The sequence below is a fragment of the Streptomyces sp. NPDC005752 genome (assembly GCF_040630715.1).
GTDB lineage: Bacteria > Actinomycetota > Actinomycetes > Streptomycetales > Streptomycetaceae > Streptomyces.
In genome coordinates this window covers 1-12,294 of record NZ_JBEXYB010000072.1, presented here as the reverse complement: position 1 = coordinate 12,294, position 12,294 = coordinate 1, and the positions used below count along the sequence as shown (strand labels likewise).

Genomic DNA, 12,294 nt, shown 5'->3' with positions numbered 1-12,294 from the left:
GTGGAGGTCGAGTCCACCGGGGAGGTGGTCGAGGTGCCGGATGCCCCGGACGCCGCGCAGTTGGTCTCCGACACCATCACCCGCACCGGATATCCCTTCTTCGCCCGCGTCCGGCTTCCGCTGTCCTACGACGACGCCCGGCGCTTGGTGGCACCCATCGTCGCCACCCATGAACCCGACGGGCCGAACGCGACGGTCATCAGCATCGGCGGGTCCGACCCCGACCAGCTCGCCGGCTACCTCCTGAGCCAGCGGCGTGCGCAGGCTCGCCTGGTCGATACGGAGGGTGACTGACAGGGGTAAGGGGAGGTCGGTAACGGAATCGGCGGCGTGCGCTGCGGGCGGGCCATCATGGGTTGCTGAGCGGCAGATGCCCCCAGGCGGATTTCCTCCCGCTAGTGGCGCAGGCCGCGCCGTAGCCGTGCGGTACGTACCGCACCGCACCTCCGCTGCCCGGGATCGAGCCGGATGCAGCGGGATCCAACAGGATGTGAATGTCCGACTCTGCGGCGTTTCCGCAGGTGAGAGGCGTCACTCTTATGGGTTCGAGTCCCACCCGCCCCACCCAGCATCCCCAGGCAGAATCGTTCTGACCTGGGGAAACGCGTTTTCCGAGGGCGTTTTGCGTGTGGCGTTCGCCCTGCGGGGGTGTGGCGAACGTAGGGCTTCGCGCATCGAAGATGAGTTCTGAACGGCTTTGACCTGGGGTTTTGTGGCGACGCTTTCGTGGGAGCGTCGTGGAGCGGTCCCACGGTCGCCTGATGAAACTGCTCCCCCAGTGCATCAATTCACCCGCCTGCGTGCGCCCGCCTCGTGGCCGCCGAGCCGGCGGCTGATCGGGATTTCTCTGTCCGTAGGGGTGAGCAGGTCGGGCGGGCGGCCGTGGTTGCCCGACCCGCAACCGCAATGCTTGCCTGCGAACGCTGAGGTCTCGGACCCACGGGGCGGCCAGAGTCCTGTATTTACGGATGTCTCCCACGCGGGGTCCGCCGCCCGCCCATCCACGTCAGCCGCTGCGTCGGCGAGCGCGCAGGGTGGCCCAGTGGCGTAGCCGTTCGCTGATCTGTGCTTCGTAGCCGTTGTGGGTGGGCTGGTAGTACGTCTCGCGGTCCATGTCGTCGGGGAAGTAGTCGGCGCCGGAGAAGCCGTCGGTGGTGTCGGGGTCGTACTGGTAGTCCTTGCCGTAGCCGATGTCCTTCATCAGCCGGGTCGGGGCGTTGAGGATGTGGGCGGGCGGCATGTGCGAGCCGGTGCGGCGCGCGGCACGGTGTGCGGCGTAGAAACCGCGGTAGACAGCGATGGACTTGGGGGCCGTGGCGAGGTAAAGGACGGCTTGGGCGATCGCCAGCTCGCCCTCGGGGGAGCCGAGTCGTTCGTACACGTCCCAGGCGGCGAGCGTCTGCTGGATGGCGTGCGGGTCGGCGATACCGATGTCCTCGCTCGCGAAGCGGACAAGACGGCGGGCCACGAACAGGGGGTCCTCGCCGCCGTCGAGCATGCGGGCGAGCCAGTACAGGGCCGCGTCCGGGTCGGAGCCGCGCATCGACTTGTGGAGCGCGGAGATCAGGTTGTAGTGGCCGTCCTGCGCCTTGTCGTACAGCGGGGCGCGCTGCTGGATGTGGTGGGCGAGCGCGGCGGTGTCCAGGGGAGTGCCGGGGTCCGGGAGGGCCTGGAGCTGTTCGGCCATGTTGAGGAGGTAGCGGCCGTCGCCGTCGGCCATGGCGATCAGGGCGCGGCGGGCGTCATCGTGAAGGGGAAGGTCGTGGCCGGTGAGCTGTTCGGCGCGGTCGAGGAGAGTGGACAGGGCGGCTTCGTCGAGGCGTTTGAGGACGAGGACCTGGGTGCGGGACAGGAGGGCGCCGTTGAGTTCGAAGCTCGGGTTCTCCGTCGTGGCGCCGATCAGGGTGACCGTGCCGTCCTCGACGTAGGGCAGGAAGCTGTCCTGCTGGGCGCGGTTGAATCGGTGAATCTCGTCGACGAACAGCAGGGTGCCCTGGCCGATGGTGCGCCGACTGCGCGCGGCGGCGAAGACCTTGCGCAGTTCGGCCACGCCGGAGAAGGTGGCCGACACCGGTTCGAAGGCCAGGTTGCCGCCGTCCGCGAGGAGTCGGGCGATGGTCGTCTTCCCGACGCCGGGCGGGCCCCACAGGATGGCGGAGCCGAGGCGCTGCTGGGCGACCATGCGACCCAGCGGGGCGTCCGGGGCCAGGAGGTGGTCCTGCCCGACGACGTCTTCCAGTCGGGTGGGACGCATGCGGTCGGCGAGTGGCCGGGCGGGCTCCTCGTCGAAGAGCGGCAGGGTCGCTTCGGTGGGTTCCATCGGTCTCTCGGATTGCGGGCGGAGGTGTGTGGGTGTGGCGAGCCTTGCACGGGGCACTGACAGGCGCGGGCTCAGCGGCTCGTGGGCGCGCTTGCGGTGCTCATCAGGTACGGGGTCGGTCGCGTTGCGGCAGCCGCTCGACGGCCAGGTCGTAGGAATCCTCGACTGCGTCGGTGACCAGCCGCTTGGTGATGCCGGGGCCCGGTCCGAGCGAGATCCAGTGCCGTTTGTCGAGGTAGCGGCCCGGTGTGATCGAGGCATGGCCGTGCATGTGCGCGCGGGCGTGTTCGGGTTCGCACTTGACCGTGATGATCTGCTCGTCCGGGTCGTCGGTGACGATCAGGAACACCTTGCCCGCGACCTTGTACACGTCGAGCCCCGGGGTGAAGGGGTATCCGTGGCTGACGCCGGGGAGGGCCAGGGCCGCCTGGCGGGCGATGTCCTGGAGCCGGTCACCGGCCGCGCTCACCGGGCGGCCCGCATGCGGCTGCCGTAGGTGTGCGGGTCGACAGGCCGCTCGGCCTTGGGCAGGCGGGCGACCACGAGCCGGTAGGACTCAGTGACGAGTTCGTCGACGAGTTCCTTGTCGACGCCGTCTCCGCCCTCCAGCGTGATCCAGTGCTTCTTGTTCATGTGGTAGCCGGGGGTGATGTGGCTGTACTGCTCCCGCAGGGCGTGGGCCTCATTGGGGTCCGCCTTGAGGATCACGACGGGACGCCCCGGGACCTCGGTCATCAGCATGAACACCTTGCCGCGCACCTTGAAGACCTCCCAGTCGTCGCCGAAGGGATGCTCCAGCCGGGCCCCGGGAAGCCCCTCGGCGCACTCGGCGGCAGTCGTATGCAGGGTCATTCCGTTCACGAACGTTTCCTTCCTCAGGTGAGCGCGGCCTGGGCACCCCATGACGCGAGTGGCGCCGAGCGGTTGTGGCGGCACCACCTCCCACTCTCTCCCCGAAACCGACATAAGGTGCAGTAGGCTACGGACACGTGATGGTCGACAAGCGACACCCCGGCCCGAGCGGACAGGCGGGACCGTCCGCGGTCCCGTTGTACGGTTTTCAGCCCCCGGTCGGCACCCCGTACGGCCTTGAAGTGAGCACCGTCGAGGAATTCTTCGCCCAGCACGACGACTGGCCGTGGAACCCGCCTCGTCCGGGCCGCGCCACCTTCCACTACCTCATCGCCGTCACCGAGGGCGAGCTGCGGCACGACGTCGACCACGTCACACAAACCGTCGCCTCCGGCCAGTGGCTGTGGGTGCGCCCGGGGCACGCGCTGTGCTGGCATCCGCCCGGCACCGCCCGCGGCCCGTTCATCCTGTTCGAACCGGATGTACTGCGGCCCGACATCGCCCGCCTGCTGGCCCCGCTCACCGCACACGAGGCTCCTGCCGTGCTGAGCCCGCACCCCGACGACGCCGCCTGGCTCCAGCAGACGGCACTCCAGCTCCTGGACGAACACCGCGCCCTGGGGCGCCGTCCCCTCGACGTCCACCACGCCCTGCGGCGCAGCCTGCTCGAATCACTGCTGCTGCGCCTGGTCAACGCCCCTGGGACCACCCCCGCCGGCACGAGTGCCGGCGCGAGCCGTGGTGACACCTACAGAGGGTTCACGGACGCCCTGGAGCTGCACTTCCGCGAACTGCACCGGGCCGCGGACTACTCCGAGTTGCTCGGCTGCTCGGTCCGCACCCTCAGCCGTGCCGCGCGGGGGGCCACGGGGAAGGGGGTGCGTGAGCTCATCGACGAGCGGCGCCTGCTCGAAGCCCGGCGCCTGCTGGGAAGCGCCCGGTGGGATGCCAGGGCCGTGGCCGGCCACCTCGGCTTCACCGATCCCGCGAACTTCGGCCGGTTCTTCCGCGACCGCACCGGTCTCACCCCGGGCGCCTTCGCGGCCCGCGAAGTGACCGACGCATGAGGGAGACGCGGCGCGGTCTCGGTTGCCCGGGTCTCAGTCGTCCAGGACGACGACGTGCTTGCCCGGCGTGGTGCCGGACTCGAGGTCGGCCTGGGCGTCACGGACCTGTTCCAGGCCGTGGTAGACCTTCGCGACCGGGACGTTGAGGCGTCCTTCGGCGATGGCCTGGAGCTGGTGGGCGAAGACGTCGGCCGGGAGGTCGGCGGCCTGACCGCCGTAGGAGGTCAGCCGCACCCCGCCCGGGATCATGAACGGGCTGAAGTTGGGGATCGCCCACTGGCCCGCCAGGGCTCCGGTGAAGCACACGGTGCCGTGACGACGGACAGTGCGGAAGGTGTCGGCGAGGACCGAGCAGCCCACCAGTTCCAGTGCCGCGTCGACGCCGTCTGGCATCAACTCGCGCACCTGGCCGGCGAGGGTGCCGTTGTCGACGAGGGGATGGTCGACGCCCGCGGCCCGCAGTTCCCCGGCCCTGTCCGGTCTGCGGGTGGTGGACAGCACGGTCGCTCCGAGGTCCTTCGCGATCGTGGCCGCGCTCAGCCCGACCGTGGAGGTGCCGCCGCGGATGAGTAGCGTCTGCCCGGCCTTGAGGTCCAGGCCGTGGGTCAGCGATCCGTAGGCGGTCTGGAACATCTCCGGCAGTGCGCCGACCACGTCCCACGGCAGGCCGGTCTCGTACGGGATGACCTGCTGCGCGGGAACGGTAACGTACTGGGCGTACGCGCCGTCGTACGAGCGGCCCATGCCGCCCATCATCGTGGCCACCTGCTGGCCCGGCCGCAGCCCGCTGTCCTCGTCGGCCTCCTCAATGACGCCGACGCCCTCGATGCCGGGGATGCGCGGGTAGGTGACCTCCGCGTCCGACTCGCCTTTACGGGTGACGACTTCGGACTCGTTGACGCCGAACGCCTTTACCTTGATCCGCACCCAACCGGGCTTGCGGACGGGCACCGGCACGTCCTTGATCTGAAGTGCGTCCAGGCCGCCGGGGCGGCTGACGACGACGGCCCGCATGGTCGCCGGTGCGGCGCCGTTGGCTGCTGCTGTCGGTTGGCTCATGGCGAGTTCCTCACTCTGGTCCCCACTGGTGTGCTGTTCCGTATCGCCTGCCGGCCGTCAGGGGCGTTCGATGCCCTCCCACAGGTCGAGGACCTGCTGGTAGTGGGCGGTGCCCTCGAAGGGAGAGTTGCCGACGGTTTCCGAGGTGGGCTTGTCCGTGACGGCGGGCCACAGGCGGGAGTGCTTGCCGGTGGCGAAGTCGAGCACGATGTCGCGGATACGAGTGTCACGCCCCGCCTGGTCCGCGCTGCGGCCCGGCTGTTCCTGGCCGACCAGGACGTACATCTCGGTGCCGTGCACTGCGGGCGCGCCTTCGGCGGGGCCGATCAGGAGGAGGTGGGCGTTGCCGCCGGCGGCGGCGTGGGCCAGGGCGCCGCGGGCGGCCGGGAGCGCGAAGAGGTAGTCCGCCATGACGGCGGCGCGGACCTCGGCCGGGGTACGGCCGCCCTGGTCGTAGGCAGCGACGATCTTCTTGGCGCGGGAGCGGGAAATGCGCCACCCCGCGACCTCGTCCACGACGCGGTCGATGGTGCCCGGGTCGAACCGGTCGAGGTCGTTCGCCACCCACCAGCCCATGTCGTCGCTGGCCATGCTCAGCAGCACGTCGATGTTCCGGTGCGCGCCCGAGGCGAGGACGTCCATGGGGTGGGCGTGCACCACCGCGCCGGGCTGCCCGATGTCAAGGACGACACCGGTGGCCTTGTTGTCCACCCCGCCGCGTTCTCCGAGGTCCGTCGGGGCGACCTTGCGCAGGGCGTCCCTCAGGGAGAACGGGTCGAGGTCGAGCAGCTTCTCCGGGTTGTCCGCGACACCGAGTTCGGCGACGAACCGCTCCGCGAGTTCCTCGGCCCACCAGGCCGGGATGGAGCGAGCGGGCCCGCCGGAGAACCCGGCCAGGCGCCGGTACAGGCCGTCGGCCGAGGAGGCGCCGAGCAGTCCGAAGGAGGAGTAGGCGCCGCCGCTGTGACCGTAGACGGTGACATTGTCGGGGTCTCCGCCGAAGTGGGCGATGTTCCGCTGGATCCAGGTGAGTGCGGCGATGATGTCCTGGAGGAAAAGGTTGCTGGCCTCGGAGAGCTTCCCGCCGTACTGCGAGAGCGAGAGCGGGCCCAGGGCGCCGAGCCGGTAGTTGATCGACACGCCCACCACGCGCCCCGTCGCGGCGAGACCGGCGGCATTCGAGGTGATCTGCGTGTTCGCGCCGTACTCGAATCCGCCGCCGTGGATGTACACGGTCACCGGGAGCGCGTTGCCAGCGGGCTGCTCGGGGACCCACACGTTCAGGTTCAGGCAGTCCTCACCCATTCCGCTGTCCGCTTCGAGCCAGTCGCCGCTGTCGGGCTGGACGGAGTCGACGCCCTTGCGGTCGTAGGGGAGGTCCGGATGGAAGTCCGCGACTACCGGGCGGCGGTACCGTTCGGCGGTGGCGTACGGGATTCCCCACCAGGACCGCACCCCTGGTGTGGTGGGGGCCTTGGGAGGGGTGGCGGTCATGACGTGTCCTTCCGGCGCGGTTCGAGTGGTTCGCGCGGTGTATCGGCAGATGGTTGCTGCGGTGACGCTCTCCAATCCTTCCCTGGGATCCGACAGCTCGCCCGGCGGAGAGCGGTCACCTGATGGTCACCAGGCGACACTTCGCCTTCGCCGCTCCTCTCTTTCGCGTGGTGACGCCTTCCTCCCGCCAGCCGGTCGGTCCCACATCGGAGGGGGATCGATCCGCTTCCCGCGGGTCCCACCCCGCGCACGCCGGTCGCAGAGGTCGGCCCCATGCCCGGCGGAGATCCTCCAGGGGCCGAAAAAGAGGCTCGTGGCTTGGATGCCGACGCATTGGCCCTTACGGAGAGTAGCTGTGGCCGAGGGTCGCAGGGTCGCACCGAATGCTCCGGACTGCTCACAGAACGCGTGCTGCTCGGCCCCTTCTCGCTGTGCCAGCAGGCGTCGATGGGACGGCTGAACGGGAGGCGCCAGTTCGATCCCCGAGTGCTGCGGGGGCGGTGTGGCGAACGCCTAACCGATCTCCGGTCGAGCCGGATCGAGGAGGACACAGCCGGATGGAAACGGGTGGCTATGTCCGTAGATTTGGCATCGTCGCAGGTGAGAGGCGTCACGCTTTTGGGTTCGAGTCCCACCCGCCCCACCTGGTATCCCCAGGCAGAATCGTTCTGACCTGCGGAAACGTGGTTTTTTCGGCTCTTTTCCGTGCGGTACTCGACGCACGCGGTGCGGTACTGAGCTGCTTTCGCGTTGCGGCAGCATCAGTCAGGCGCGTCTGACCTGGCTTTTTGTGACGATCGTCTGAGAGGGCGTCGGTGCTGGCTCCCACGGCTGCTGAGGCAAGGGCCCTGCCCCACTGCATCGACATCAGTCACTCGGTATGCGGATGGTGGTCGCCGGCGCGCGGCTGGGCGGGCTCCCTCTGTGTCACGTCCGGTGATCTGTCGCCGCGAATGTTGGTGATGTATCGTAACTACATACATCATGGACTCAAGGTGAGGGGTGGCTGGTATGGCTGTGACCCAGGTCGATCTCGATGACGAGGCGCTGGCTGAGGCGATGCGGCTCATGGGTGTCTCGACGAAGAAGGAGACGGTCAACGGGGCCCTGAGGGACTATGTGGCGCGCATCAAGCGGCTGGAGGCTGCTGAGAAGCTGGCCGCGAGGGGTGAGCGGGGCGAGTTCGAGGCTGCGGCTGCGGCGCATGCAGCAGCCAAGCAGGCCCGACGGGCAGGCTTCGAGTGATCACCTATCTCCTCGACACGTCCGCCCTCTGGCACCTCTTCCGTACGCCGGGGGCGTTGCGTCCCTGGGAGGGGCACATCGCCGCGGGGGTGTTCCATATCTGCGAGCCCACGAGGGCGGAGTTCCTCTACTCGGCCACAAGCCCGGCTCATCGGGACGAGTTGGCCGACGAGATCGATGACCTCTGCCACCTCGCCCCGGTTCCCAAGAGTGCGTGGCGTTGGGTCGACACCGCGCAGTACAAGCTCACCCAGCGAGGGCAGCACCGTGCCGCCGGAGCCATCGACCTCCTGGTGTGTGCGACGGCGGTCCATCACGGTCACACGGTGCTTCACGTGGACAACGACTTCGCCACGGTGGGGGCGGTCCTGAAAGAGGTGCAGCAAAGAGACGTACGCCCCTGACTCTTCGCCCTCGGCCTGCGCGAAGACCTCACGGAACGCGGCGTCAGCGCCCTCGGCCGTGATCCCGGCTCCGACGAACGTCGTCCCAGAGCGGAAGAGTGTCCGGCCCGTTCGCGAACCCGGGAATCAGTGTGTCTCCGCTTACGGGGGCGCAGGCCGCTGCCGTTACCGAGGGTGACAAGTATGCGTCCAGGTTCAGGCGCTGGTGGGCTCAGGTGCTCCCCTCGCGCCATCGCGGCCAGCAATTGGCTTCGGCCATCCCGGACCGTGGGCGCGCACCACCTTGCTTCCTTTCGCAGGCACCTGTAGGACGAGCTCCGCAGCGCCGCCGCTGCTGCTGAGGCGGCGCTGTCGGGTGCTCAGCCGGCGAGCGCCTCGGCGCTGGCCTAGATGCGGCTTGCTGTCGATGAAGCCGCACCGCTCGGGATCTCGGCTCAGAGCAGAGCGAGTTCCGTGGTGAGTTTCTCCAGGGGCTGCCAGGTCAAGCCGACAAGCGCCGCGTGCTTCCACGCGATCCGCCCTCCGGGGGCGATGAGGAACACCGAGCGCCTGAGTCCGACGCCGGGAGCGGCGACGCCGAAGAGCTTGGCCACGGTGCGGTCCGGATCGCTGAGCAGAGGTATGCGGAGGTTGTTCTTGCGGGCGAACTCCTCGTGGCTGTCGATGTCCTGCGGGCTGATGCCCCAGACCTCGGCACCCAGTTCGGTGAACTGTTCCAGCCCGCTCGAGTAGGAGCACAACTGCTTGGTGCAGACACTTGAGTTGTCCTGCGGGTAGAAAGCGAGGACCAGGGGACGCGCGCGTCCGGTGTCGAGTCTGTAGGCCCCCCCCGGGCGAAGTCACCGTCGCGCAGCACGCCTCCGGAGAGGACGAACTCCGGTGCGGTACTGCCTGTTTCTATCGAGCCTGCCATTGCGTCTCCTTGGGTGCCGTCCGTGCTGGGTGAGCTGGTGCGAACGCCGTGCCGTTCATCGGGTGGCCGTCGCCGCCTGCCGGATCAGACCGGTCACGGTGTCCGGGCGGGTCAGCATGACGGCGTGGGGCGCGTTGACCTCGGTGGTGTGCGCGTGTGCGCGCTGGGCCATGAAGCGCTGGGTGGACGGGGGCAGAGCGTGGTCCTGGCGCGTGACCAGGTACCAGGAGGGAATGCCTCGCCAGGCGGCGTTCGTCGCGGTTTCTTCGAGCGCCGCGGCGCTGATCGGCCGTTGCACGGCGGCGAGGCTGTTGGCCTTGCGTGCGGACAGGGGTGCGGCGAAAACGTCACGGTACTTGTCGGGCTTGATGGAGAGGTCCACGCCGCTCACTCCGTTGCCCGTGTCGAAGGGGACAGGGTTCAGGGCGTCCGGTGTGGCGTGCGAGCCGGGATTCTTGGCGACCAGCGCGCCGAGCGACTCGCCCTTGTCCGGCGCGAAGGCCGCAACGTAGACGAGTGCCTTCACATTGGGCTCCTCCGTGGCAGCCTCCCCGATGACCGCCCCGCCGTAGGAGTGCCCGACCAGGATGACCGGGCCCTCGATGCTCTCGATCCGGCTCTTCACGTAGGCCGCGTCCGAGGCGAGCCCGCGCAGGGGGTTGGCGATCGCCTGCACGGGATATCCCTGGGCCTGCAACCGGTCGATCACCGGGCTCCAGCTGGAGGAGTCGGCCCAGGCGCCGTGTACGAGCAGGACGGTCGGCTTCGGCGCCGAGTGCGAGGCGGCAGCGGCGGCCGCGATGGTCTGCCCATCATCGGAAGGGCTGCTGGCGAGGGCGGGGGCTGCGGCGGCGGCCAGGGCTGCCGCGCCGGCGAACGCGAGTACGGCGCGACGGGTACGGCGTACGGGCTGGGTGTGACGTCGGGACATGGTGTGCCTTCCCTGTTGGTGGCATGAGGAGACCCGGAGGGCTCCACGAGTAGATGGAACGTTCTATCTACTTCGCCGACCGTAGCGCTCGCTCTCGTGATCGTCAATGGACGACTGAATCGCTGGAAGCTGTGACGGCTGAGGAGTTGGCTGGCAGTGAGTCATCTGCACCCGGGGGAGCGAGGGTGCGGGGGTTTCGCCGTTCTGATGGAGAACGGTCGTTCCGGTAGAGTGGTGCAATGACCCCGAGCCAAGCCCCCGCGACAGCGTCCCCGGCCCGAGCCCGGCTCCTGGAGACGGCCTCCGCCATCTTCTACGCCGACGGCATCCGTCACGTCGGCGTGGACCGCATCATCGCTGAGGCCCAGGTCACCCGGGTCACCTTCTACCGCCATTTCCCCAGCAAGGAAGACCTCGTGCTCGCCCATGTCGAGCAACGCGACCAGCAGATCAGGTCGGTGGTGACGGAGGCATTCCGGACGAGTACCGACCCCGAAGCTCTGCTGCTCATGATGATGGCGGGCATCGGGGCGGAGATCTGCGGGCCGGGCTTCCGTGGCTGCCCGTTCATCAACGCCGCCGCCGAGTACCCGGACCCCGAGCATCCTGTCCGGCGGGCGGTCCAGGCCCACCGGACCTGGTTCCGGCACACGGTCCTGAACCTCGCGACCGCTGCGGGCTGCACCGACAGCGAGCACACCACCGCGGTGCTGATCCTCCTGCGGGACGGTGCGATGGCCGGGGGAGACCTGGATGATCCGCAATCGGTGCGTGAGCACTTGATGCGGACTGTCTCCGCCCTCCTTGAGGACGGGCGCAAAGCCCGGTAGCGAGGACGGTGTCCGCCCCGCCGGTCCCTACATCACCCTTCCGTTCGCCCCAACCGACAGGTCGGAAAATGCAGCAGCCGCAGAATGAACTCGGTGCCTTCCTGCGCGCGAACCGCGCCCGCACCGAACCGACCGACGTGGGTCTGCTCGCCGGTGGTGGCAGCCGAAGAGTCAAGGGCCTGCGGCGGGAAGAGGTGGCTGTGCTCGCCGGCGTGAGCGTCGACTACTACGCGCGCCTGGAACAGGGGCGCGAGCGCCACCCCTCACCGCAGGTGGTCGACGCGGTGGGGCGGGCGATGCGCCTGACGCCGGACGCACGGACGCATCTCTTCCGGCTGGCGGGCCTTCACCCCGCGCTCACCTCGGCCGCGGGCCGTGACCTGGTCCATCCTTCTCTGCTGAACCTGCTGGACGCCTTTCCCGCAGCAGCCGCCTATGTGCTGAGCCCCGCCTTCGACGTACTCGCGAAGAACGCCGTCGCCACCGCACTTCTCGCACCCTTCGAGGGCACCTCGAACATGGTCCGGGTGCTGTTCCAGCACCCCCGTGCGCGCGAGGTCTTCGTCGAGTGGCCCGTCGTGGCGCGCGCCACGGTGCACGCGCTGAGGCTGCACGCGGGCCGGTTCCCCGACGACCCCGGCATCAGCGGTCTCGTGGCGGAAATGTCGCAGGAATCACCGGACTTCCGGGGGTTGTGGCAGGAGAACGAGGTCGAGAGCATGACCCGTGCGTACAAGGTCTTCGTGCTGCCCGGCGCCGGCCGTATCGAGCTGACGTACCAGACCTTCGACGTCCACGACGCTCCAGGGCAGCAGCTCCTGGTCGGCGTTCCTGAGCCCGGCAGCGCGAGCGCCGCGGCGGTCACGTCCCTCGTGGCGCCCGCCGAGCGCGGCGCGACCATCGCGTGATGTCCTGCCGCCGCGATGGCGGTGTGCGGGAGCTCCGCGCCAGCTCCGACCCATGCGGGGCCGCCCCGTTCACGGCTCCCGGATAGGTTCGTTCCATGATCACCACCTCCGCTCGGCTGCTTCGGTTGGTGTCCTTGTTGTCGAGCAGGCCCACCTGGTCCAACACGGAACTCGCAAGGCATTTGGACGTCACCGAGCGCACGGTGCGCCGGGACGTCGACAAGCTGCGTGAGCTCGGCTACGGCGTGGAGTCCGTACCGGGGCCGGGTGG

Annotated in this window: 12 protein-coding genes and 2 pseudogenes; 7 read left to right on the top strand and 7 right to left on the bottom strand. The window is 69.1% G+C overall.

Going from position 1 to position 12,294, the window contains the following annotated elements; all coding sequences use genetic code 11:
* A pseudogene (locus tag ABZ441_RS33190) lies at window positions 1-294 on the top strand (hypothetical protein); the annotation flags it as partial.
* A gap of 712 nt (window positions 295-1,006) precedes the next feature.
* Here the strand turns inward: ABZ441_RS33190 and ABZ441_RS33185 are convergent.
* From ABZ441_RS33185 to ABZ441_RS33175, 3 genes are all read right to left on the bottom strand, one after another.
* Window positions 1,007-2,320 carry a replication-associated recombination protein A gene (locus tag ABZ441_RS33185; protein ID WP_358981074.1) on the bottom strand — a complete coding sequence of 438 codons (1,314 nt, stop codon included), beginning with the start codon at window positions 2,318-2,320 and terminating at the stop codon, window positions 1,007-1,009.
* A 103-nt stretch (window positions 2,321-2,423) separates the two neighbouring features.
* Complete coding sequence (locus ABZ441_RS33180) at window positions 2,424-2,789, bottom strand: MmcQ/YjbR family DNA-binding protein (RefSeq protein ID WP_358981072.1); 366 nt, start codon at window positions 2,787-2,789, stop codon at window positions 2,424-2,426.
* Window positions 2,786-3,181: an MmcQ/YjbR family DNA-binding protein gene (locus ABZ441_RS33175; protein ID WP_358981070.1), complete on the bottom strand. Its 396-nt coding sequence runs from the start codon at window positions 3,179-3,181 to the stop codon at window positions 2,786-2,788. Before ABZ441_RS33175 ends, ABZ441_RS33180 begins: the two co-directional genes overlap by 4 nt.
* Before the next feature lie 233 nt (window positions 3,182-3,414).
* Here ABZ441_RS33175 and ABZ441_RS33170 point away from each other — a divergent pair, with 233 nt between their 5' ends.
* On the top strand, window positions 3,415-4,239 hold the full coding sequence (locus ABZ441_RS33170) for an AraC family transcriptional regulator (RefSeq protein WP_358981068.1): 825 nt from the start codon (window positions 3,415-3,417) through the stop codon (window positions 4,237-4,239).
* A gap of 33 nt (window positions 4,240-4,272) precedes the next feature.
* Here ABZ441_RS33170 and ABZ441_RS33165 read toward each other — a convergent pair whose 3' ends face one another.
* A complete protein-coding gene (locus ABZ441_RS33165; protein WP_358981066.1) occupies window positions 4,273-5,298 on the bottom strand; it encodes a zinc-binding dehydrogenase in 1,026 nt (341 codons plus the stop codon).
* Between the two features lie 57 nt (window positions 5,299-5,355).
* Window positions 5,356-6,792, bottom strand: coding sequence for a carboxylesterase family protein (locus tag ABZ441_RS33160; protein ID WP_358981064.1), 1,437 nt, complete (start codon window positions 6,790-6,792; stop codon window positions 5,356-5,358).
* A gap of 1,011 nt (window positions 6,793-7,803) precedes the next feature.
* Between ABZ441_RS33160 and ABZ441_RS33155 the strand changes: the two genes are divergently transcribed.
* Both ABZ441_RS33155 and ABZ441_RS33150 read left to right on the top strand, forming a co-directional pair.
* Window positions 7,804-8,037, top strand: a complete 234-nt coding sequence (locus ABZ441_RS33155; protein ID WP_358981062.1) for a type II toxin-antitoxin system VapB family antitoxin — start codon at window positions 7,804-7,806, stop codon at window positions 8,035-8,037.
* Complete coding sequence (locus ABZ441_RS33150; protein ID WP_358981060.1) at window positions 8,034-8,441, top strand: PIN domain nuclease; 408 nt, start codon at window positions 8,034-8,036, stop codon at window positions 8,439-8,441. The genes ABZ441_RS33155 and ABZ441_RS33150 overlap by 4 nt, the downstream gene beginning before the upstream one ends.
* Window positions 8,442-8,875: 434 nt before the next feature.
* Here the strand turns inward: ABZ441_RS33150 and ABZ441_RS33145 are convergent.
* Window positions 8,876-9,354: pseudogene (locus ABZ441_RS33145) on the bottom strand (peroxiredoxin).
* 55 nt (window positions 9,355-9,409) lie between these two features.
* Window positions 9,410-10,285 (bottom strand): alpha/beta hydrolase, encoded by an 876-nt coding sequence (locus ABZ441_RS33140; protein ID WP_358981058.1) that lies wholly within the window; start codon window positions 10,283-10,285, stop codon window positions 9,410-9,412.
* A 239-nt stretch (window positions 10,286-10,524) separates the two neighbouring features.
* Between ABZ441_RS33140 and ABZ441_RS33135 the strand changes: the two genes are divergently transcribed.
* The 3 genes from ABZ441_RS33135 to ABZ441_RS33125 form a co-directional block, all read left to right on the top strand.
* The gene (locus ABZ441_RS33135) at window positions 10,525-11,115 is read left to right on the top strand and encodes a TetR/AcrR family transcriptional regulator (RefSeq protein WP_356324461.1); all 591 of its coding nucleotides are present in this window, start codon (window positions 10,525-10,527) and stop codon (window positions 11,113-11,115) included.
* Window positions 11,116-11,183: 68 nt separating this feature from the next.
* Window positions 11,184-12,023, top strand: a complete 840-nt coding sequence (locus ABZ441_RS33130; RefSeq protein ID WP_358981056.1) for a helix-turn-helix transcriptional regulator — start codon at window positions 11,184-11,186, stop codon at window positions 12,021-12,023.
* Between the two features lie 95 nt (window positions 12,024-12,118).
* On the top strand, window positions 12,119-12,294 hold a 176-nt coding region (locus ABZ441_RS33125), incomplete at its 3' end, for a helix-turn-helix domain-containing protein (protein WP_358981075.1).

Coding starts and splice junctions, on each gene's coding strand:
- ABZ441_RS33185 (WP_358981074.1), bottom strand. CDS start 2,320: ATGGAACCCACCGAAGCGACCCTGCCGCTCTTCGACGAGGAGCCCGCC.
- ABZ441_RS33165 (WP_358981066.1), bottom strand. CDS start 5,298: ATGAGCCAACCGACAGCAGCAGCCAACGGCGCCGCACCGGCGACCATG.
- ABZ441_RS33160 (WP_358981064.1), bottom strand. CDS start 6,792: ATGACCGCCACCCCTCCCAAGGCCCCCACCACACCAGGGGTGCGGTCC.
- ABZ441_RS33155 (WP_358981062.1), top strand. CDS start 7,804: ATGGCTGTGACCCAGGTCGATCTCGATGACGAGGCGCTGGCTGAGGCG.
- ABZ441_RS33140 (WP_358981058.1), bottom strand. CDS start 10,285: ATGTCCCGACGTCACACCCAGCCCGTACGCCGTACCCGTCGCGCCGTA.
- ABZ441_RS33135 (WP_356324461.1), top strand. CDS start 10,525: ATGACCCCGAGCCAAGCCCCCGCGACAGCGTCCCCGGCCCGAGCCCGG.
- ABZ441_RS33130 (WP_358981056.1), top strand. CDS start 11,184: ATGCAGCAGCCGCAGAATGAACTCGGTGCCTTCCTGCGCGCGAACCGC.